Below are 22,501 nucleotides of genomic sequence, written 5' to 3' on the forward strand. Positions count from 1 at the left end.
CAACCTGCATGCCAGGCGAGGCCCCCACCGAAAGGCGACCATGACCGACCCCGTGAGCCGGACGATCCTCCTGCTGGACATCGAGAAGTACAGCGACCGGGACGACGTGGAGCAGGCCTATCTGCGCCGGATGCTGTACGACATCACGGACCGCGCGCTGGAGAGCGCCGGCATCGACGAGCGGCTGCGCCTGCGGGCCGACCGCGGCGACTCGGTGATGGAGCTGATCGACGCCAACGCCTCCGTCACGGCACTGCTGCGCACCCTGCTCACCGAGGTGCCCGAGCTGCTCCGCGCGGTCAACCGGACGGCGTCCAGCTCGGCCCAGATCCGGCTGCGCGGTGTCGTCGCCACCGGCTACGTCGCCGTCGACGAGCTCAACGGCTGGGTCGGCTCCGACCTCAACCAAGCCTGCCGGCTCCTCGACGCCGGGCTGCTGCGCGCGGCCTTGCGGGAGCGGCCGGACGACTTCGCGCTGTGCGTCTCCGAGAACGTGCACGCGGGGATCGTGCGGCACGACCACCGGGGCGTCCCGGCGAACGACTTCCACCCGGTGACGGTGGACAGCAAGAACGGACCCCTGCGGGCCTGGCTGCACGGCCCGGCTCCGTACGGGGCCAGGGGCCACAGTGAAAGAGGGGGAGCCCCGGCGCCGGACTGCTCGGGGGAGAGCCCGGCGCCGGGGGCGGCCCCCTCCGGCCCCCGATCGGAACCACCGGCGGCGACGGCGCCGAGAGCGACGGCAGTGACGGAGGCGCAGCCGACGGCGACGGATTCGGAGACGGCGGAGGCGCAGCCGGCGGCGGTCACGGATTCGGAGACGGCGCAGGTGCGGCCGACGGCGGAGGTCCCCGAACCGCACGAGTCCGCCCGGCCCGAACAGCCCGAGCAGCGCAAGCAGCCCGAGCCCGAGCGGCAACCCGCACGTTCCGCCGCGCCGCCCGCGAACGTCGTCTTCGACTTCGGCGGCGGCTCCCCCAGCTTCGGCGGGAGCCTTGTCGCGGGGGACCAGCACGGGGTGTCCGGCGGACAGGTCACCGGAGACGTCCACCTGGGCCGGAGCGGGGGTGAGCCCGCGTGACGGCGCCCGCGCCCGCGCGGGGCGGCTTCGACGACGTACCACCGCCGGACGCGCCCTGGCACGGAGGGGCGCACCCGGACCCGGAGGCGGGCGCCGACGAGCCCGAGGAGGAGACCCAGGAGGCCAGGGCCGCACAGCGCGAACTCGTCGCGCACACCCCGGGCTTCATCTTCGGCGAGGCGGCGTCCTTCGGCGGCAGCGTGGTCGCCGGGGCCCAGCACGGGGTGTCGGCGGGCGGCTCGGCCCGTGACGTGTTCATGGGCGGCAAGACGGAGATCCACCACCACGGGTCGGCCGCGTCGGCGGCGTACGTCTCCGGGGAGATCCCCCGGCAGCGGCTCGACGCGCTCGCCGCGGTCTTCGTCGAGGGCCCCTCCTTCGCCGCCGCCCTGGCCCGGCTGCGCGACGAGCGCGTCCTCGTCCTCGCCGGCGCCCACTCCACCGGCCGCCACGCCGCCGCGCTGATGCTCCTGCACCACCTGGGCGTGCCCGCCGTGCACGCGCTGTCCGCCGAGACAGGCCCGGCGAACCTGGGCGCCCAGCTCACCGCGCCCGGCGGCCACGTCCTGCGCGATCTGCCGCTGAGCCGCAACCGCCCGCTGCGCGACACCCACCTGTACGCGGCCCGCGACCGGCTCGCGAAGACCGGCGGGTATCTGGTCGTGACCCTGGAGAACTCCCCGTTCCTGCTGGGGGTCAGCCCCTCAGTCTGGGAACCCCCGGAAGCGGCCGAAGTGCTGCGCGCCCACCTTTCCTGCCTGCGGGAAGAACCGGGAGACCTCGCCGGCCTGCTGGACCTCGGCCCCGTCCGCGACTTCCTCTCGCGCGGCGCCCACCGCCCCGCCGAGGCGGCCCGCTTCGCCGTCGAGGTCGCCCGCTACGACGGCAGCGAGCAAGCGGCGGCCCGTCTCACCGACTTCGGGCAGGCGGCGGTCGAACAGCAGTGCCGCGAGTGGCTCGGCGACCCCGAGTCCACCCTGCGCGACAAGGCGTTCCTCATCTCGCTCGCCGTCTTCGACCAGGCACCCTACGTGCTCGCCGCCGAACTCGCCGACAAGCTGTACGTGCACTTCCAGCGGCTCCAGCACCCCGAACAGCCGCCGGAGATCCCGGTGTTCGGGCTCGCCGCCGAGACCCGGCTGGAGCGGGCCTGGGCCGAGGGCGAGGTACGGGTCGAAACCACCAAATGGGGCGCGGTGCCGCAGTTCACGGCCCGCTTCAAGAAGGAGAACACCCCCCGGGTACTGCTCGGCGAGGTCTGGACCGGCCATCCGTCGGCACGGCCCGCGCTGGTCTCCTGGCTGAAGGACCTGGCCCAGGACAGACGTCCGGTCGTCCGGACCCGGGCCGCCGCGGCCGCCGCGCTGCTGGCCCACGCCGACCTGCCCTCGGCGATGGAACTGCTGATCGACGGCTGGGCGGTGTCCAAGGTGTTCGGTTCCCGGCTCACCGCCGCCAACACGCTCACGCTCGCCCAGTTCCTCGACACGCCCGTCGTCCTGCGTCTGCTCACCCAGTGGTGCACGGACACCCACTGGGCCCGCCGCTGGACCGCCATCCGCGCCTTCGGCCTGCTCACCCCGCTGCGCCCCGACCTCGCGGGCCCGGCGCTGAGCGCGCTCGCCGCCCGCGCCCGGGCCGGCGGCGGCAGCAAGACCGAGTCGAGCAACCTGGTCGACTCGACGGCCCTGCTGCTCTCGGTGGGCGCGCGGCGCGGCGAGATGCTCTCCGAACTGGTGCGCCTGCTCCACCACGACACGGCCTCGGTGCGCACCCTCGCGCTGGCCGCGTTCGTGCGCGCCTGCGACAACGCCGAGGAGGGCGCGCTCGTCGAGTGGTACGCCGACACGGGCATGTACGAGCCGGACTCCGCCCGTGACCTGGCCACCCTCTGGCGGACCTCGCTCGGCGACCGCGGGCAGACCCGTGGCGCCCTGACCGCCCTGCACACCTGGGTGCGGCTGGCCGAGCACCGCGCGGACGTCGCGCAGGCCCTGGAGCTGCTGCTGCCCGCGCTGATCCTCACCGCGAACGACCGCGATCGGCTGAGCCACGGGCTGGTCAACCTGCGCGCCCCGGACGGCTCGCGCCCAGCCGTGGCCGACCGGCTGCTCGGCCTTCTGATCCCCTCCACCCCAGATCCATCGAGGAGTTGAACCATGGCGGAGTTCCGCCGTCAGCCGGAGTGGCAGCAGGACGCCAACCGGCACACCGCGCTCATCGACCCGGTGCTCACCGTGCGGCCCATCGCGCGCTTCGACTACACCGTCCGCCGGACGGTCACCGCGATCGACCACGCGCTGGTCTTCGTCACCGCGAAGGGCACGTACGACGTCTACACACCGCCGCACCGGCCCAGCCGCTCGGACGCGGCCACCCGCCGCTACACCTCCGTCTACGAGGTGGACATGGGCAGCCACCCCGTCCAGCTCGCGCTGGAGATGCCGAGCGACGACGACGCGTTCGCCTTCGGCGCCACGGCCGATCTGACCTGGCGGGTCGCGGACCCGATCGCCTACGTGGCGAGCGGCGAGCGTGACGTGCCGACGCGGCTCACCCGTGAACTGCACCAGCTCGCACGGCCGGTGAGCCGTGCCTTCTCCATCGAGGACAGCCCGGCCGCCGAGCGCGCGGTCCAGCGGGCCGTGGAGTCGGGCGGTTTCGCCACGGGCATCGGGCTCGCCGTGACCTGTGCCGTACGGCTGCGGCTGGACGACGAGGCGGTCGCGCACCGGCGGCGGCAGCGGAGCCTGCGCTACGAGTCCGACATGCTCGACCCCGAGCACGAGTTCCGGCTCCGGCTGGCCCGTCAGCAGTACGAACTGGAGACACTGCGCCAGCAGCAGGACCACCAGCTGATCGCGGAGAAGATCAACTTCTACCAGTACCACCTCCAGAACGGAGGTGTCGCCGCCTGGGCCCTGCATCTGTCCCAGCACCCCGAGGACACCAAGATGGTCATCGGGACCATCCAGAAGGACCAGCTGTCGATCATCAGAGGACAGCTCCAGGTCCTCGCGGGGGACACCCTGGAGGACTTCCAGAAGGCGGAGTCGGCGCGCTCGACCCTGCGGGCCGTCGACGAGCTGATCCAACAGCAGGCGCCTCCGGCGCCGCGGGACGGCCAGGGGGCACTGCCCGCCGGTGTGACGCCCGGACAGCCGCAGACACCGCCCCAGCCGCCGTATCCGGGCCAGTCTCCCTACCCCGGCCCGTCACCCCAGCCGCCGTACACGGACCGGACACCGTACGGCGACCACTCTCCGTACGACGGCGACCGCCCCGCGTACGAGGGTGGCCGGGCCACGGACACCGGACAGTCCCCGTACGCGGGCGGTCAGCCGCCCTACGTGGGCCGGCCGCCGTACACGGGTGACCCGGGTGCCACGGGCGGTCAGCCGCCGTACACGGGTGACCCGGGCGCCGCCGGCGGTCAGCCCTCGTACACCGGATCGCCTGCGTACGCGGGGCAACCGCCGTACGCGGGTGACCGGTCCCCGTACGCGGGCGGTCCGGACGCCGGCTTCCCCGCGGTCCCGGAGCGGCCCCACAGCCCCGCGGGCCCGTACGGACCGCCCTCCCCGGCGCCGTACCCCACCGCGGGACCGGCACCGGCCGTGCCGCCCTTGCCCGGTCCCCGGGCCGACGCGCCGCCGGACGGCGCTCCGGAGGGCGAGCCCGCGTGACCACACCGGCCGGGGCGCCGCCGGCCGCCGCCCCGCTCACCGGCTGACGTCCCCGCGCAGCCACCAGCCACACCGAAGGAGCCGTCATGTCCCAGCCTCCAGGCCCGGCCCACGAACCCCCGTACCCGGGGCCCCTGTATCCCGGGGCCACGACCCCGCCGCCCGAGCACCCCGCGGCCTCCGCTCCCCCGCCGCAGTACCCCGGGGCGGGAGCCGCGAGCGCGGCGCCGCCGTACCCGGGAGCGGGCAGCCCGGCGCCCCTGTACCCGGGATCCGCGGGCCCTCCGCATCAGTACCCCGGAGGTCCCGGACCCGGCGGACCTGCGCCGCAGTACCCCGGAGCGGCGGCCGGAAGCACCGCACCTCCGTACCTGGGGGCGGGAGCCGGAAGCCCCGCACCCCAGTACCCGGGAACGGGCAGCCCCGGACCCCAGTACCCCACGGCCGGGACCGCGGCCGGTGGCCAGGATCCTCGGTACCCCGGGGACCCGGGACCCGGCGGACCCGGGCCGCAGTACCCGGGGACGGCGGGGCCCGGCCCGCAGTACCAGGGAGCCGATCCGCGGTTCGCGGGGCAGCAGCCGCAGCCGGCGCCGTTCGTCCCCCGGCCCGCCGCCGCTCCGGACGATCTCGACTACCGCCACCAGGGCTCACGCGTCCACCTGGCGAGTCATCAGCGCGGCACCGACGCCACCGCCGTCGGACAGCTCGCCACACAGATCCCGGGGGCCCTGGTGAGCCTCGCCGTGGTGTCGGCCCTCGCGCTGGGGATCTTCGGCACGGTCGTGGGCTGGCTGGTCATCGTGGCCTGGGTGGCCTCCGGAGCACTCGTCTTCCACCGGCCCACCGAACTGCGCTTCGCCCGGCACGTGCTCAAACTGCGCCCGCCGCTGGCCGACGAGCGCGCCCGGCTGGAGCCGATCTGGCGCGAGGTCACCGCCCGGGCCGGGATCGAGGCGAACACGTACGAGCTGATGGTGGAGAACAGTGACGACCTGAACGCGGTCGCCGTCGCCGGCCATGTCGTCGGCGTCACCACGTACTCCCTGAACAAGATCCCCAGCAGCAACCTCGCCGCCGTACTCGCCCATGAACTCGGCCACCACACGGGCGGTCACGCCTGGGCCGGCCTCCTCGGCTACTGGTACTCCCTGCCCGGCCGCCTGGCCTGGGCGTTCACCCGCGGGATGGCCAGGATCGCGCTCGCCGTCGCCGGAGTCTTCTCGGCCGCCGCGACCGGACTGCTGATCCTCTTCATGGGGATGTTCGTGGTCGCCGGGTTCCTCGTCGCCTGGTACATCACCATCCCCCTGGTCGTCGCGCCCTACCTCCTCGCCTGGGCGGGCCGCCTCGGCGAACTGCGCGCCGACCAGCAGTCCGCCGCCCTCGGCTTCGCCCCCGAGATGGCCGAGGTCCTGCGCCACTTCCAGGCCGAGGAGGACGCGGCGAAGGCGGCCGCAGCCGGCCAGGGCAAGAAGCTCCAGGAGCCCACCGGCCTCGCGAAGCTGCTCTCCACCCACCCGGACAACTACACCCGGCTGCGCGCCCTGGAGCCGTATCTCCAGCTCCCTCGCTAGGACCGGCTCCGGGCACGGACCCGACGCGGACCGGGAACGCCGAAGGGCGGTCACCCCCTCGGGGATGACCGCCCTTCGTACTACTGCCTACTGCCTACCGCTTACTGGTTGTACGGACCGTAGTCGTAGTCCTCCAGCGGGACGGCCTGGCCGGAGCCCGTGCCGAACGGCGAGTAGTCGATGTCGTCGTAGCCGACGGCCGAGTACATCGCGGCCTTGGCCTCCTCGGTCGGCTCGACCCGGATGTTGCGGTAGCGGGACAGACCCGTACCGGCCGGGATGAGCTTACCGATGATGACGTTCTCCTTGAGGCCGATCAGGGAGTCGGACTTGGCGTTGATCGCCGCGTCCGTCAGAACCCTGGTCGTCTCCTGGAAGGACGCCGCCGACAGCCACGACTCGGTCGCAAGCGAGGCCTTGGTGATACCCATCAGCTGCGGACGGCCGGAGGCCGGGTGGCCGCCTTCCGTGACCACACGACGGTTCTCGGTCTCGAACTTCGAACGCTCGACCAGCTCGCCGGGCAGCAGCTCCGCGTCGCCCGACTCGATGATCGTCACACGGCGCAGCATCTGCCGGATGATGATCTCGATGTGCTTGTCGTGGATCGACACACCCTGCGAGTTGTAGACCTTCTGGACCTCGCCGACCAGGTGGACCTGGACGGCACGCTGACCCAGGATGCGCAGCACGTCGTGCGGGTTGGTGGCACCCACGGTGAGCTTCTGGCCCACCTCGACGTGCTCGCCCTCCGACACCAGGAGACGGGCGCGCTTCGAGATCGGGAACGCCGTCTCTTCGCTGCCGTCGTCCGGGGTGACGACGAGCTTCTTGGTCTTCTCGGTCTCCTCGATCCGCACGCGGCCGGAGGCCTCGGAGATCGGGGCGACACCCTTCGGCGTACGGGCTTCGAAGAGCTCGACGACACGGGGCAGACCCTGGGTGATGTCGTCACCGGCCACACCACCGGTGTGGAAGGTACGCATCGTCAGCTGGGTACCGGGCTCACCGATGGACTGGGCGGCGATGATGCCGACCGCCTCACCGATGTCGACCAGCTTGCCGGTGGCCAGCGAGCGGCCGTAGCACATGGCGCAGGTGCCGACGGCGGACTCACAGGTCAGGACCGAACGGGTCTTGACCTCCTCGATGCCGTGCTTGACCAGCTCGTCGATGAGGACGTCGCCGAGGTCGGTGTTGGCCGGGGCCAGCACCTTGCCGTCGACGGTGATGTCCTCGGCCAGCGCACGGGCGTACACGCTGGTCTCGACGTTCTCCGTCTTGCGCAGCACGCCGTCCTCGCCGCGCTCGGCGATGGCCAGACGCAGACCACGGTCGGTGCCGCAGTCCTCCTCGCGAATGATGACGTCCTGCGAGACGTCCACCAGACGACGGGTGAGGTAACCCGAGTCGGCGGTACGCAGGGCGGTGTCCGCCAGACCCTTACGGGCACCGTGCGTGGAGATGAAGTACTCCAGCACGGACAGGCCCTCACGGAAGGACGCCTTGATGGGACGCGGGATCGTCTCGTTCTTGGCGTTCGACACCAGACCACGCATACCGGCGATCTGACGCATCTGCATCATGTTGCCTCGTGCGCCCGAGTTCACCATCATCGAGACCGGGTTGGTCTTCGGGAAGTTCGCGTTCATCGCCTCGGCGACCTCGTTGGTCGCCTTGGTCCAGATCGCGATGAGCTCCTGCGTGCGCTCTTCCTTGGTGATCAGACCGCGCTCGTACTGCTTCTGGACCTTCTCGTCCAGGTCCTCGTAGCCCTTGACGATCGCGCGCTTCGCATCCGGAACGACGATGTCGGAGATGGCCACGGTGACGCCGGAACGGGTCGCCCAAAAGAAGCCGGCCGCCTTCAGGTTGTCGAGCGTCGCCGCCACGATGACCTTGGGGTAGCGCTCGGCGAGGTCGTTGACGATCTCGGAGAGCTGCTTCTTGCCGACCTCGTAGTCGACGAAGGGGTAGTCCTCGGGCAGCAGCTCGTTGAAAAGCGCGCGGCCCAGGGTCGTCCGCAGGCGGAAGGTGTCACCCTGCTGCCACTCCGGGTCGCCCTCCTCCTGCGCCGGCGGGGTCCAGCCGCGCGGCGGGATGGTGCCCACCGGGAAGCGGATGTCCACGCGCGACTGGAGCGAGAGCTCCTTGGCGTCGAACGCCATGATCGCCTCGGCCACGGAAGCGAAGGAGCGGTCCTCGCCCTTCACGTTCCGCAGGTCGCCGTCGGTGGTCAGGAAGAACAGACCGAGGACCATGTCCTGGGTCGGCATCGTGACCGGGCGGCCGTCGGCCGGCTTGAGGATGTTGTTCGAGGACAGCATCAGGATGCGGGCCTCGGCCTGCGCCTCCGCGGAGAGCGGCAGGTGCACGGCCATCTGGTCACCGTCGAAGTCCGCGTTGAACGCGGTGCAGACGAGCGGGTGGATCTGGATGGCCTTGCCCTCGACCAGCTGAGGCTCGAAGGCCTGGATGCCGAGGCGGTGCAGCGTGGGCGCACGGTTCAGCAGAACCGGGTGCTCGGCGATGACCTCTTCGAGGACGTCGTACACGACCGTGCGGCCGCGCTCGACCATCCGCTTGGCGCTCTTGATGTTCTGCGCGTGGTTCAGGTCGACCAGGCGCTTCATCACGAACGGCTTGAAGAGCTCCAGCGCCATGGCCTTGGGCAGACCACACTGGTGCAGCTTCAGCTGCGGACCGACGACGATCACGGAACGCGCGGAGTAGTCCACACGCTTGCCGAGCAGGTTCTGACGGAATCGACCCTGCTTGCCCTTGAGCATGTCGGACAGCGACTTCAGCGGACGGTTGCCGGGGCCCGTCACCGGGCGGCCACGACGGCCGTTGTCGAAGAGCGCGTCGACGGCCTCCTGGAGCATGCGCTTCTCGTTGTTCACGATGATCTCGGGGGCACCGAGGTCGAGAAGGCGCTTCAGGCGGTTGTTGCGGTTGATCACACGGCGGTACAGGTCGTTCAGGTCGGAGGTCGCGAAGCGGCCACCGTCCAGCTGCACCATCGGGCGAAGGTCCGGCGGGATGACCGGCACGCAGTCGAGCACCATGCCCTTGGGGCTGTTGCTCGTCTGAAGGAACGCGGAGACGACCTTGAGGCGCTTGAGCGCACGGGTCTTCTTCTGGCCCTTGCCGGTGCGGATGATCTCGCGGAGGCGCTCGGCCTCCTCGTTCAGGTCGAAGGACTCGAGGCGCTTCTGAAGCGCCGCGGCACCCATCGAACCGTCGAAGTACGTGCCGAAGCGGTCACGCAGCTCGCGGTAGAGGAGCTCGTCGCCCTCCAGGTCCTGGACCTTGAGGTTCTTGAAGCGGGTCCACACCTCGTCGAGACGGTCGATCTCGCGCTGCGCACGGTCGCGCAGCTGCTTCATCTCACGCTCGGCACCCTCGCGCACCTTGCGGCGCACGTCGGCCTTGGCACCCTCGGCCTCGAGCTCGGCCAGGTCGGTCTCGAGCTTCTTGGCGCGGGCCTCGAGGTCGGCGTCGCGACGGTTCTCGACCTGCTGACGCTCGACGGAGACGTGCGCCTCCAGCGAGGGCAGGTCGCGGGTGCGGCGCTCCTCGTCCACGAACGTGATCATGTACGCGGCGAAGTAGATGACCTTCTCGAGGTCCTTCGGGGCGAGGTCGAGCAGGTAGCCAAGACGCGACGGAACGCCCTTGAAGTACCAGATGTGGGTGACGGGAGCGGCCAGCTCGATGTGGCCCATCCGCTCACGACGCACCTTGGCGCGAGTGACCTCGACGCCACAGCGCTCGCAGATGATGCCCTTGAAGCGGACACGCTTGTACTTACCGCAGTAGCACTCCCAGTCCCGGGTCGGACCGAAGATCTTCTCGCAGAAGAGTCCGTCCTTTTCGGGCTTGAGGGTGCGGTAGTTGATGGTCTCAGGCTTCTTGACCTCGCCGTGGCTCCACTGACGGATGTCGTCAGCGGTGGCCAGACCGATCCGGAGCTCATCGAAGAAGTTGACGTCGAGCACTATGCGTCAATCCCTCTCAGGGTTGTAAGTCTTAGGGGTCTGATACGGGGGTCCTGGGGCCGGCGGGCCTTGATCACCTTTTCCACAGGTGGTCAAGGCCCTGCCGGACTCCCGTCAGACCTCTTCGACGCTGCTCGGCTCGCGCCGGGACAGGTCGATGCCGAGCTCCTCCGCCGCGCGGAAGACGTCCTCGTCGGTGTCGCGCATCTCGATGGACATGCCGTCCGAGGACAGCACCTCCACGTTGAGGCACAGGGACTGCATCTCCTTGATGAGCACCTTGAAGGACTCGGGGATGCCGGGCTCGGGGATGTTCTCGCCCTTGACGATGGCCTCGTAGACCTTCACGCGGCCGGTCACGTCGTCGGACTTGATCGTCAGCAGCTCCTGGAGGGCGTAAGCGGCGCCGTACGCCTCCAGCGCCCACACCTCCATCTCACCGAAGCGCTGGCCACCGAACTGAGCCTTACCACCCAGCGGCTGCTGGGTGATCATCGAGTACGGACCGGTCGAGCGGGCGTGCAGCTTGTCGTCGACCAGGTGGTGGAGCTTGAGGATGTACATGTACCCGATCGAGACCGGGTCCGGGAACGGCTCACCGGAGCGGCCGTCGAACAGCCTCGCCTTGCCGGACGGGAGGACCAGACGGTCGCCGTCGCGGTTGGGCAGGGTGTGCTCGAAGAGACCCGCGAGCTCGTCCTCACGCGCACCGTCGAAGACGGGGGTGGCGACGTTGGTGCCCGGGGCGACCTTGTCGGCTCCGATGGCCTGGAGGCGCTGGGCCCACTCGTCCCCGAGACCGGAGACGTCCCAGCCGCGGCTGGCGAGCCAGCCGAGGTGGATCTCCAGGACCTGTCCCGGGTTCATTCGGGACGGGACACCCAGCGGGTTGAGGATGATGTCGACCGGGGTGCCGTCCTCCAGGAACGGCATGTCCTCGATCGGCAGGATCTTCGAGATGACACCCTTGTTGCCGTGACGGCCGGCGAGCTTGTCACCGTCCGTGATCTTGCGCTTCTGCGCCACGTAGACACGAACCAGCTGGTTCACGCCCGGCGGCAGCTCGTCGCCCTCTTCACGGTCGAAGACGCGGACGCCGATGACCTTGCCGATCTCGCCGTGCGGGACCTTCAGCGAGGTGTCACGGACCTCACGGGCCTTCTCACCGAAGATCGCGCGCAGCAGGCGCTCCTCCGGCGTCAGCTCGGTCTCGCCCTTGGGCGTGACCTTGCCGACGAGGATGTCGCCGGCGACGACCTCGGCACCGATGCGGATGATGCCGCGCTCGTCGAGGTCGGCGAGGACCTCCTCGGAGACGTTCGGGATGTCCCGGGTGATCTCCTCCGGGCCGAGCTTGGTGTCACGGGCGTCGACCTCGTGCTCCTCGATGTGGATCGAGGAGAGGACGTCGTCCTGCACGAGGCGCTGCGACAGGATGATCGCGTCCTCGTAGTTGTGACCCTCCCACGGCATGAACGCGACGAGCAGGTTCTTGCCCAGCGCCATCTCGCCGTCCTCGGTCGCGGGACCGTCGGCCAGGACCTGGCCCTCGATCACGCGGGCGCCCTCGTCCACGACAACCTTCTGGTTGACGGAGGTGCCCTGGTTCGACCGGGAGAACTTGTGCAGGCGGTACGTGGTGTACGTGCCGTCGTCGTTGGCGGTGGTGATGTAGTCCGCGGAGACCTCCTGGACCACACCGTCCTTCTCCGACTTCAGGACGTCACCGGCGTCGACCGCGCAGCGGTACTCCATGCCGGTGCCGACCAGCGGCGCCTCGGACTTGATGAGCGGAACGGCCTGACGCATCATGTTCGCGCCCATGAGGGCACGGTTGGCGTCGTCGTGCTCCAGGAACGGGATCATCGCGGTCGCGACCGACACCATCTGGCGCGGGGAGACGTCCATGTAGTCGACGTCCTCACCGGGGACGTAGTCGACCTCTCCGCCACGACGGCGGACCAGGACGCGGGACTCCTCGAAGCGGAACTCCTCCGTCAGCGGCGCGTTGGCCTGCGCGATGACGAACCGGTCCTCTTCGTCGGCCGTGAGGTAGTCGACCTCGTCGGTGACGACACCGCCGGTGACCCGGCGGTACGGCGTCTCGACGAAACCGAACGCGTTCACGCGGCCGTAGGAGGCGAGCGAGCCGATCAGACCGATGTTCGGGCCTTCAGGGGTCTCGATCGGGCACATGCGGCCGTAGTGCGACGGGTGCACGTCACGGACCTCGAAGCCGGCCCGCTCACGGGAGAGACCACCCGGGCCAAGAGCCGACAGACGGCGCTTGTGGGTGAGACCCGACAGCGGGTTGTTCTGGTCCATGAACTGCGACAGCTGGCTGGTGCCGAAGAACTCCTTGATGGAGGCGACGACCGGCCGGATGTTGATCAGGGTCTGCGGCGTGATCGCCTCGACGTCCTGAGTCGTCATGCGCTCGCGGACGACGCGCTCCATACGAGCCAGACCCGTGCGGACCTGGTTCTGGATGAGCTCGCCGACGTTGCGCAGACGACGGTTGCCGAAGTGGTCGATGTCGTCGGTCTCGACGACGATCGAGGTGCCGTTGACACCAACGGTCTCGGTCTCACCGGCGTGCAGCTTCACCAGGTACTTGATCGACGAGATGATGTCCTCGACGGTCAGGATGCCCGCGTCGAGCGGGGCGGTGCCGGCCAGCTTCTTGTTGACCTTGTACCGGCCGACCTTGGCGAGGTCGTAGCGCTTCGGGTTGAAGTAGAGGTTCTCCAGAAGCGTCTGCGCGGCCTCACGGGTCGGCGGCTCGCCAGGACGCAGCTTGCGGTAGATGTCGAGCAGCGCGTCGTCCTGGCCCTGGGTGTGGTCCTTCTCCAGGGTGGCGCGCATGGACTCGTACTCGCCGAACTCCTCGAGGATCTGCTCGGTGGTCCAGCCGAGAGCCTTCAGGAGAACGGTGACGGACTGCTTGCGCTTGCGGTCGATGCGGACACCGACCATGTCGCGCTTGTCAATCTCCATCTCCAGCCAGGCACCCCGGGACGGGATGACCTTGGTCGAGAAGATGTCCTTGTCGGACGTCTTGTCGATGGAGGAGTCGAAGTAGACACCCGGCGAGCGGACCAGCTGCGACACGACGACACGCTCGGTGCCGTTGATGACGAAGGTGCCCTTGTTGGTCATGAGCGGGAAGTCGCCCATGAAGACCGTCTGGGACTTGATCTCGCCGGTCTCGTTGTTGGTGAACTCGGCGGTGACGAAGAGCGGGGCCGCGTACGTGAAGTCGCGGTCCTTGCACTCGTCGATGGAGTTCTTCGGAGGCTCGAAGCGGTGGTCGCGGAACGTCAGCGACATCGACCCACTGAAGTCCTCGATCGGGGAGATCTCCTCGAAGATCTCCTCCAGACCGGACTTGGTGGGGACGTCCTGTCCACTGTCCAGGGCCGCCTCGACACGAGCCTTCCACGCGTCGTTGCCGAGCAGCCAGTCGAAGCTCTCGGTTTGCAGCGCAAGAAGGTTCGGAACCTCGAGGGGCTCCTTGATCTTTGCAAAGGAGATGCGCAGCGGGGCGGTGCTGGCGCCGTTGTTCGTATTCGCGGACGAGGCAGTGCGCGAGGCGGCCAAGAGGGGGTCCTTCCGAGGGCTCGGACTCACTACGCGCGTACCGGTCCCATGTCGGACAAAGCGTCGGGCCGTTTCCGATCCGGCCGGATAAAGGCCAGGTCAGAGATGATCCAACCGTCGATGCTCAAACACGGGTATGCCCCTGGTGACGGGCAGGAGGCAGCTAACAGGCAGCGCAAAGGGTCAGTGTAGCCACTAGGCCCACTGATGTCCAGTCCCGGTTTCTTGAGACTCCCACTGTTCTCAACACCTGCGGCAAGCCACGCCCTCAATGCACATCGATACTGCCCTCTTCGTCAGCGATCCATGCCTCGGATACGGATCGTTGTGACGACGCGTCCTGAGAATTGCGCGCTGCGTGCGGTTCGTCAAGGCCCCCCAAGCCCAAAGCAAGTGCCGCGATCGTCACGTCCGGCCCGTCTTGCAACCCGTCTCTCTGCCTGTCACAGGGCGGCCGGAGGCACAACGAAGATCACCATACTCGTCGCGACCTCCAGCGCAAGGCTGCCGCTTCAGGGACCCCCTGGAACGCCGAAGAGCGACCACCCAGTTGGGTGATCGCTCTTCGGTGCGTCAGCGTTACAGCGCTACGAGAGCGGCTGTGACAGCTTCACAGGAGTCCTGGGGGGACTCGTCGAGTTACTTGACCTCGACGGAGGCGCCGGCGCCCTTGAGGGACTCGGCAGCCTTCTCGGCGGCCTCCTTGGTGACCTTCTCGAGGACGGGCTTCGGAGCGCCGTCGACGAGGTCCTTGGCCTCCTTCAGACCCAGCGAGGTGAGCTCACGCACGACCTTGATGACCTGGATCTTCTTCTCGCCGGCACCCGTGAGGATGACGTCGAACTCGTCCTGCTCCTCGACGGCCTCGACGGCGACGGGGCCGACCGGGGCAGCGGCGACCGCGGCGGCGGCGGTGACGTCGAACTTCTCCTCGAAGGCCTTCACGAACTCGGCGAGCTCGATGAGGGTGAGGTTCTCGAACTGCGCGAGCAGCTCGTCCTGGGACAGCTTCGCCATGATGGCGTCCTTCCACTAATTCGGCAGGTGCCGGATGTACTGGTGAGGCGGGCGTACGTTCGGCCCGCTACGACCGTCGCCTCAGGCGGCGGTCAATGCGCGAGCCGAATTACTCGGCACCGCCCTGCTCGGCCTGCTTGACACGAAGCGCCTCCGCGGTGCGGACGAACTTCGAGGGCAGGGCCTGGAAGAGGCGAGCAGTCTGCGTCTGCTTGCCCTTGAAGGCACCCGCCAGCTTGGCGAGCAGAACCTCGCGGGACTCGAGGTCCGCAAGCTTCTTGATCTCGTCGGCGGACAGCGCCTTACCGTCAAGGACACCGCCCTTGATGACGAGGTTCGGGTTGTCCTTGGCGAAGTCACGAAGACCCTTCGCCGACGTCACCGGGTCACCGGTGATGAAGGCGACCGCCGTCGGACCGTTGAACAGGTCGTCGAGCGTGGAGATCCCGGCCTCGTTGGCCGCAATCTTGGTCAGCGTGTTCTTCACCACGGCGTACTGGGCGTCTTCACCGAGCGAACGACGCAGCGTCTTGAGCTGCGCCACGGTGAGACCCCGGTACTCGGTCAGCACGGCGGCGTTCGAGCTGCGGAACTGGTCCGCGAGCTCGGCTACCGCGGCAGCCTTGTCGGGCCTTGCCATAGAGCGTCGGCCTCCTTCCGGGTGATGAGGACCGCTCAGAAGGCACTGACAAAACAAAACGCCCCGGCGCAGGCGCACGGGGCGTAGCTCCACCGGATTCCTCCGCACGCTGAGCGTGCGAACTCCGGGAACACATCCACGAATCACCTGCGCGGGTCGTCCGCAGTTTCAGCGGATCCTTCGGTCACCACGCCCTCTTGCGAGTGCGAGGCAACGACCAGCGGTCTTTGGCTTCTCGAGGAGAGTACGTGAAGGGGACGGCGTCAAGCAAATCCGGCCGAACGGCCCGGCCGCCCGCCCTCCCCGCGGGCTCCGCCGGCGCGGATCAGCCCTGCTGGGCGCCCTTCATCATCTCGGCGAGATCGACGGTGTCCTTGGCCGGCGGAGCGGTCACGGTCACGGGCTTGTTGAACTCCAGGAAGGTGACGGTCATGTCGAGGGGACCCTTGTCCGCGGCCCCCCGCATACGGAACTGCTTGGTGTGGTCGGCACCGTCGATCCACATGTCCATCGTGATCGCGTCGATGCCCATCTTCGAGTACTGGTCGAGCGCCTTCTCCCGCTTCTCCCGTGTGGCCTTGTCCCGGCCCTGGAGAGACTTGCGGAACTCGGCGAGGGTGACCGTCCCCTTGTAGTGCGTGGTCCTCACCCCGGCGACGGTCTCGGTCCCGACCTTCTTCACGTTCTTCGAGCCGGTGAGGAACGTGGACTCGGTGGCCGGGTTCTTGTCGGCCTGTCCCCCGCCCAGCTGGTCCGCGTTCAGGTTCTTGTCCGCGCCCAGGGCGGACATGTCGAACTTGATCCAGCTCTTGCCGTTCATCTCCTTGGCGGCCTCGGCGCCCGCGCCGATGTACATCGCATTGCCCACGAGCCGTATCTCGACCGGGCCGTCGGTGGCCTGGTCCTCGGCGGTCATCTTCATGCTCATGGCCAGCGGCTTCATGCTCATCGCCGCCTCACCGCTGACGCGGCCCTCTCCCGGGACCTTGCCGGTCATGCGGTAGCGGAGCGAGGTGATGTCCTCGGTCTTCTTCGCCGCCTTCGCCACGGCCGCTGCGGGCGTGAGAGCGGGCGACTCCTGCGCGGCGCCCTTCGAACAGCCCACCGCGCCCCCGCCGAGGACCAGCGCCACGAGGGCGGCTCCGGTCGCCCGGCGCCGTACCGCGTTGTTCACAGAAGACTTCAAGGTTCCCCCCAAGGAACAGATGCACGATTCACAGATTCGGCGCGAGCGTAGCCCAGGAGATTCCGGCGATCACCTGGGTTTTCGCGCGGCCGGCCTGCGTACGACGTGCCCTCGGGGCCGGGCGAGGTCCGGGAGGGGTGGTGCCGGGCTCAGGAGGGGGAGGCGGTGCCGGAACCGGTCGACGTGTCGCCGCTGCCCGGTGTCATGCCCTGTGCCTTCAGGAGGTCCTTGAAGTCCTCGGTGTCACCGGCCGGGGGCGCCGCGGCGGAGACCTTCACCCCGTAGTCGCTGTAGTACGTCGTGGAGGACATCGTGCCGGTCGACATCGCGGCCTTGGAGACCGCCTTGACGAGCAGGTCCTTGCCGTCGACCCAGATGTCCACGTCCTCGGTGGTGATGCCAGCCGTGGTGAACTGCTTCTTCATGTCGGAGAGCTGGCTCGCGGTGAGGTGGGAGCTCCTGGCCGCGAGGTCGCTCACGTCCACCGTGCCCGCGTAGTGCGTGGTCCGCTGACCGCGGACCGTCTCCTCGCCGACCTTCTTGACGTCCCCGGACGCCAGCAGGAGCTTCACCGACTGGTTCGGCGAGCTGTTCTGCATCTGGTCCTTCAGGAGCGCGCCGGAGCCGCCTCCGAACTTCGCCAGGTCGTCGTACCCGTACCTGATCCAGTGCTTGCCGCCCGCCTGCCGGGCGAAGGCGTCGCCCATCTTCGCGTAGTAGGCGTCGGACAGATAGCGGGCCTCCATGGAGTCGGTGCCCATCTTGCGCATCGTCTCGGCCATCGTGCCGCCGGTGTACGTGATCGTCATGTCGCCGGTCATGCCGTCGCCCCAGGCCATGACGCCGCCCGACTTCATGGACATCAGCGTGCCCAGGGTCGTCGTGGACTCGATCTTCGCGGAGTCGGCGCCGTTGGTGGACTTCTCCGCCGAGCGCAGGGCCGCGATGGGACTGACACGCGTGGCGCTCTTGTGGCCGGCCTTGTCACCCTTGCCCGAACTCCCGGAGGAGCCTGAGGAGTTGCAGGCCGTCACCCCCGCCAGCGCCGTCGTCAGCGCGATCGAGACAGTCACACGGCGCACCATGGTGCTCTTCATTCGTCCCACCCCTATGCGAACTCTGTGAACCGCACGCCAGCGCGGCCCACTGCCACTCGTACCCGGATTTCCGGCCGGGGCGACCGCCCCGGAAAGGCCTGCGGCCATCGCCGCGGAAAGACCTCCGGACATGAGGACGGGCCCCGCACCTCGAAAGGTTGCGGGGCCCGTTCAGATACGCGTGCGCGACGCGGTCACCGGGGTGAGCGGAGGGCTCAGACGGCGGCCGGGTCCTCCTCGACGAGGAGGTTGCGGGTGCGGTTGGGGTCGACGGGGACGCCGGGGCCGATCGTCGAGCTGAACGCGGCCTTCTTGATGTAGCGACCCTTGGCGGCCGACGGCTTCAGACGAAGGATCTCGTCGAGGGCCGCGCCGTAGTTCTCCACCAGCTGGGTGTCGTCGAAGGACACCTTGCCGATGATGAAGTGCAGGTTCGAGTGCTTGTCGACGCGGAACTCGATCTTGCCACCCTTGATCTCGGTGACAGCCTTGGCGACGTCGGGGGTCACGGTGCCGGTCTTGGGGTTCGGCATGAGACCACGGGGACCGAGCACGCGGCCGAGGCGGCCGACCTTGCCCATGAGGTCCGGGGTGGCGACGACGGCGTCGAAGTCCAGACGGCCCTTAGCGACCTCGTCGATCAGTTCGTCGGAGCCGACGATGTCGGCGCCCGCGGCCTCCGCGGCCGCAGCACGGTCACCGGTCGCGAAGACCAGGACCCGGGCGGTCTTGCCGGTGCCGTGCGGCAGGTTCACGGTGCCACGGACCATCTGGTCGGCCTTGCGCGGGTCGACACCCAGACGGAAGGCGACCTCGACGGTGCCGTCGTACTTGCTCGTGGAGGTCTCCTTGGCGAGACGGACGGCCTCGAGCGGGGCGTACAGCTTCGCCCGGTCGATCTTGGCGTCCGCAGCGCGGAGAGACTTGCTGCGCTTGCTCACTACTGCTCCTGATGTGTTCTGAGGAGTCGTGGTGTGGGCCGAGCAGGCCCTGCCACGTGCGGCCGGAGCCGCAGATTTCCTACGAAGGTGGGTGTCAGCCCTCGACCGTGATGCCCATGGAACGGGCGGTGCCGGCGATGATCTTCGACGCGGCGTCCAGGTCGTTGGCGTTGAGGTCGGGCATCTTGGTCGTGGCGATCTCGCGGACCTGCGCCTGGCTGATCTTGGCGACCTTGGTCTTGTGCGGCTCGCCGGAGCCCTTCTCGACACCCGCGGCCTTGAGGATCATCTTGGCGGCCGGCGGAGTCTTGGTGATGAAGGTGAAGGAGCGGTCTTCGTAGACCGTGATCTCCACCGGGATCACCCAGCCACGCTGCGACTCGGTCGCGGCGTTGTAGGCCTTGCAGAACTCCATGATGTTGACGCCGTGCTGACCGAGCGCGGGGCCGACCGGCGGGGCCGGGTTCGCCGCACCGGCGTTGATCTGGAGCTTGATGAGCCCCGTGACCTTCTTCTTCTTGGGAGGCATTCCGGGTCCTCTTTCGTTTTCGCCTTCCTACGTCCGAGTCGCCCCGGACGGCTGCCCCCAGTCGGACCAATGATCCGGACGGAGGCATACCGCACAACGATAACGGGTATCTGTGCGCGGCTAAAAACCGAGCAGGTCAGACCGGCTGTGACAGCCCGTCTGACCTGTTCGGAAGACGTACGTCCAGAAGGTGCTAGTTCTTCTGGATCTGGTCGAAGGAGAGCTCGACCGGAGTCTCGCGGCCGAAGATCTCGACGAGGCCCTTGACCTTCTTCGAGTCGGCGTTGATCTCGTTGATGGTGGCCTGGAGCGTGGCGAACGGACCGTCGGTGACGGTGACCGAGTCGCCCACCTCGAAGTCCAGCACCTGGACCTCGAGCTTGCGCTGCGGAGCGGGCTTGCCCTCGGCCTCGGCGGCCTCACGGGCGGCCTTCTCCTCGGCCTCCGGGGCGAGCATCTTGACGATCTCGTCCAGAGTCAGCGGGTACGGGTCGTAGGCGTTGCCCACGAAGCCGGTGACGCCGGGCGTGTTGCGGACGACGCCCCAGGACTCGTTCGTCAGGTCCATGCGGACCAGGACGTAGCCCGGGAGCTTGTTCTGCTTGATCGTCTTGCGCTCGCCGTTCTTGATCTGCGCGACTTCTTCCTGCGGCACCTCGGCCTGGAAGATGAAGTCCTCGACGTTCAGCGAGACGGCACGCTGCTCGAGGTTGGTCTTCACGCGGTTCTCGTAGCCGGCGTACGTGTGGATGACGTACCACTCGCCGGGGAGCAGACGCAGTTCGTCGCGCAGGGCGGTCACGGGGTCGACGGGCTCGGCCTCGACTTCGGGCTCGGCCTCTTCTTCGGCCTCGGCCTCGTCGGCGAGTGCCTCGTCGGAAACGCCCTCGTGCTCGGCGTCCTCACCGGACTCGTCCTCGACGTGCAGGGCCGCATCCTCGGCGCTCTCGCCGGCGGCGGCATCGGCAGCCTCGAACTCGTCCACGACGTCCGCTCCCTCGACGATCTCGAGCTCGTCGTCAACGGACTCGACCGACTCGGAGGCGTCGTTCAGGTTCGGGTCAGACACGGTGGCTGCTTCTTCCTGGTTACATGGGGGTGGAACGCGCGAAAGGGGCGCCGGTGACGGCGCCCTTCGCTCTCGGCTCAGCCGAAGACGTACTTGGCGGCGTGGTTGAGCCCATAGTCAATCACGGTCACCAGGCCGATCATGATGACGACGAACACAATCACCACTGTGGTGTAAGTCGTCAGCTGATTGCGAGTCGGCCAGACAACCTTCCGGAGTTCCGCGACAATCTGGCGGTAGAAAGTGGCAAGGCGCTTCAGCGGGCCCTTCTTGGCACGCTTACCGCCCTTGCGGGCCTTCTTCTTGGACTCCGGCGCCTCGGCATCAGGCATGTCGATGGAGCCCACGGCGTCCGTCACTCTTCCTCACCTGATTCCCGGGTCGTGACCGTGCCGCGCCCGGTTGAGCCGCACGGCGGTGCATTGCAGTACGTACACGCGCACACATCCTGGCGAAAGGAGTGTGTAGCAGGGCCGGAGGGACTTGAACCCCCAACCGCTGGTTTTGGAGACCAGTGCTCTACCAATTGAGCTACGACCCTTTGATTTCCCCCAACGTACCGCATACGACCGGGTGCTCGGTGTGCACCGGTTGAGTGCGGCCGGTGAAGGCCAACGAGGTGAGAGTGTACGTGGTCCGGAGCCGGGCGTCGAACAGAAAGTGTCCGTACGGACTCACCTCGCTGAAGATCCACTGGTGGGGTGCGCGGATCCGGACGGATGTTCTGCCGTTGTTCAGTCCGTGAAACCCGCGTGCCGGGGGCGTTTCCGGTCTGGAACGATGGGGCCATGAGCCCTGCAACCCCTCCCACCGAGCGCCGGGTCTCCGCCCGAGTCGGCGCGATCTCCGAATCCGCCACCCTCGCCGTGGACGCCAAGGCCAAGGCCCTCAAGGCCGCCGGACGTCCGGTGATCGGCTTCGGCGCCGGTGAGCCCGACTTCCCGACCCCGGACTACATCGTCCAGGCCGCCATCGAGGCCTGCTCGAACCCCAAGTACCACCGCTACACGCCGGCCGGCGGGCTCCCCGAGCTGAAGGCCGCGATCGCCGCGAAGACGCTGCGCGACTCCGGCTTCGAGGTGGAGGCCGCCCAGGTCCTGGTCACCAACGGCGGCAAGCAGGCCATCTACGAGGCCTTCGCCGCGATCCTCGACCCGGGTGACGAGGTCATCGTCCCGACGCCGTACTGGACCACCTACCCGGAGTCCATCCGTCTGGCCGGCGGAGTCCCGGTGGACGTCGTCGCCGACGAGACCACCGGCTACCGCGTCTCGGTCGAGCAGCTGGAGGCCGCCCGCACCGAGAACACCAAGGTGCTCCTCTTCGTCTCCCCGTCCAACCCGACGGGCGCGGTCTACACCCGCGAGCAGATCGAGGAGATCGGCCGCTGGGCCGCCGAGAAGGGCCTGTGGGTCCTGACCGACGAGATCTACGAGCACCTGGTCTACGGCGACGCCGAGTTCCACTCGCTGCCCGTGGTGGTGCCCGAGCTGCGCGACAAGTGCATCGTCGTCAACGGCGTCGCCAAGACGTACGCGATGACCGGCTGGCGCGTGGGCTGGGTGATCGGCCCGAAGGACGTCATCAAGGCCGCGACCAACCTCCAGTCGCACGCCACCTCCAACGTCTCGAACGTGGCCCAGGTCGCCGCGCTCGCCGCCGTCTCCGGCGACCTCACGGCCGTCGCGAAGATGCGCGAGGCCTTCGACCGCCGCCGCAAGACCATCGTGCGCATGCTGAACGAGATCGACGGTGTGCTCTGCCCCGAGCCCGAGGGCGCCTTCTACGCCTACCCCTCGGTGAAGGCACTGATCGGCAAGGAGATCCGCGGCAAGCGCCCCGCGGACACCGTCGAGCTGGCCGCGCTCATCCTGGAGGAGGCCGAGGTCGCGGTCGTCCCGGGCGAGGCCTTCGGCACGCCGGGCTATCTGCGGCTGTCGTACGCGCTCGGCGACGAGGACCTCGTCGAGGGTGTCAGCCGCATCCAGAAGCTGCTGTCCGAGGCGACGGACTGACCTCCTTCGACCACCCGCGCCCCACGGCGCACCGGTGACGCGGTCGCGCCGCACGCGCGCGG

Annotated in this window: 15 protein-coding genes and 1 tRNA gene; 5 read left to right on the forward strand and 11 right to left on the reverse strand. The window is 68.7% G+C overall.

Translation table 11 applies throughout. From position 1 onward, the window contains the following. Window positions 1-40 precede the first annotated feature (40 nt). The 4 genes from ABZV42_RS31860 to ABZV42_RS31875 all read left to right on the forward strand — a co-directional run bounded on the left by ABZV42_RS31860 (window position 41) and on the right by ABZV42_RS31875 (window position 6,344). Window positions 41-1,081: a hypothetical protein gene (locus tag ABZV42_RS31860; protein WP_356054788.1), complete on the forward strand. Its 1,041-nt coding sequence runs from the start codon at window positions 41-43 to the stop codon at window positions 1,079-1,081. After that, on the forward strand, window positions 1,078-3,237 hold the full coding sequence (locus ABZV42_RS31865) for a hypothetical protein (protein WP_356054795.1): 2,160 nt from the start codon (window positions 1,078-1,080) through the stop codon (window positions 3,235-3,237). Before ABZV42_RS31860 ends, ABZV42_RS31865 begins: the two co-directional genes overlap by 4 nt. A 3-nt stretch (window positions 3,238-3,240) precedes the next feature. Further along, complete coding sequence (locus tag ABZV42_RS31870) at window positions 3,241-4,767, forward strand: PE-PGRS family protein (RefSeq protein WP_356054797.1); 1,527 nt, start codon at window positions 3,241-3,243, stop codon at window positions 4,765-4,767. A gap of 86 nt (window positions 4,768-4,853) precedes the next feature. After that, on the forward strand, window positions 4,854-6,344 hold the full coding sequence (locus ABZV42_RS31875; protein WP_356054799.1) for a M48 family metalloprotease: 1,491 nt from the start codon (window positions 4,854-4,856) through the stop codon (window positions 6,342-6,344). A 101-nt stretch (window positions 6,345-6,445) separates the two neighbouring features. On the opposite strand, the gene ABZV42_RS31880 is transcribed toward ABZV42_RS31875, so the two are convergent. The 11 genes from ABZV42_RS31880 to ABZV42_RS31930 form a co-directional block, all read right to left on the reverse strand. Beyond that, the gene (locus tag ABZV42_RS31880; protein ID WP_355987566.1) at window positions 6,446-10,345 is read right to left on the reverse strand and encodes a DNA-directed RNA polymerase subunit beta'; all 3,900 of its coding nucleotides are present in this window, start codon (window positions 10,343-10,345) and stop codon (window positions 6,446-6,448) included. Between the two features lie 114 nt (window positions 10,346-10,459). Beyond that, entirely contained in the window at window positions 10,460-13,945 is a 3,486-nt protein-coding gene (rpoB, locus tag ABZV42_RS31885; RefSeq protein WP_355987564.1) for a DNA-directed RNA polymerase subunit beta, read from the reverse strand. A gap of 639 nt (window positions 13,946-14,584) precedes the next feature. Beyond that, window positions 14,585-14,962, reverse strand: coding sequence for a 50S ribosomal protein L7/L12 (gene rplL / locus ABZV42_RS31890; protein WP_355987562.1), 378 nt, complete (start codon window positions 14,960-14,962; stop codon window positions 14,585-14,587). Window positions 14,963-15,071: 109 nt separating this feature from the next. Beyond that, window positions 15,072-15,602 (reverse strand): 50S ribosomal protein L10, encoded by a 531-nt coding sequence (gene rplJ, locus ABZV42_RS31895; RefSeq protein WP_326786081.1) that lies wholly within the window; start codon window positions 15,600-15,602, stop codon window positions 15,072-15,074. A gap of 325 nt (window positions 15,603-15,927) precedes the next feature. After that, window positions 15,928-16,788, reverse strand: a complete 861-nt coding sequence (locus ABZV42_RS31900; RefSeq protein ID WP_356054801.1) for a DUF1396 domain-containing protein — start codon at window positions 16,786-16,788, stop codon at window positions 15,928-15,930. 149 nt (window positions 16,789-16,937) lie between these two features. Continuing rightward, window positions 16,938-17,885, reverse strand: a complete 948-nt coding sequence (locus ABZV42_RS31905) for a hypothetical protein (protein ID WP_355987558.1) — start codon at window positions 17,883-17,885, stop codon at window positions 16,938-16,940. Window positions 17,886-18,100: 215 nt separating this feature from the next. Next, complete coding sequence (gene rplA, locus ABZV42_RS31910) at window positions 18,101-18,826, reverse strand: 50S ribosomal protein L1 (protein WP_355987555.1); 726 nt, start codon at window positions 18,824-18,826, stop codon at window positions 18,101-18,103. Window positions 18,827-18,920: 94 nt separating this feature from the next. Next, on the reverse strand, window positions 18,921-19,355 hold the full coding sequence (rplK, locus tag ABZV42_RS31915; RefSeq protein ID WP_164373168.1) for a 50S ribosomal protein L11: 435 nt from the start codon (window positions 19,353-19,355) through the stop codon (window positions 18,921-18,923). A gap of 193 nt (window positions 19,356-19,548) precedes the next feature. Next, the gene (gene nusG, locus ABZV42_RS31920) at window positions 19,549-20,424 is read right to left on the reverse strand and encodes a transcription termination/antitermination protein NusG (protein ID WP_355987552.1); all 876 of its coding nucleotides are present in this window, start codon (window positions 20,422-20,424) and stop codon (window positions 19,549-19,551) included. Window positions 20,425-20,501: 77 nt separating this feature from the next. Continuing rightward, complete coding sequence (secE, locus tag ABZV42_RS31925; RefSeq protein WP_153289137.1) at window positions 20,502-20,783, reverse strand: preprotein translocase subunit SecE; 282 nt, start codon at window positions 20,781-20,783, stop codon at window positions 20,502-20,504. A gap of 109 nt (window positions 20,784-20,892) precedes the next feature. Then, window positions 20,893-20,965 (reverse strand) — tRNA-Trp (locus ABZV42_RS31930). Between the two features lie 247 nt (window positions 20,966-21,212). Here ABZV42_RS31930 and ABZV42_RS31935 point away from each other — a divergent pair. Further along, window positions 21,213-22,439, forward strand: coding sequence for a pyridoxal phosphate-dependent aminotransferase (locus ABZV42_RS31935; protein ID WP_356054803.1), 1,227 nt, complete (start codon window positions 21,213-21,215; stop codon window positions 22,437-22,439). Window positions 22,440-22,501: the final 62 nt, after the last annotated feature.

The sequence above is a fragment of the Streptomyces sp. NPDC005281 genome (assembly GCF_040607495.1).
In the GTDB taxonomy this organism is placed as follows: domain Bacteria; phylum Actinomycetota; class Actinomycetes; order Streptomycetales; family Streptomycetaceae; genus Streptomyces.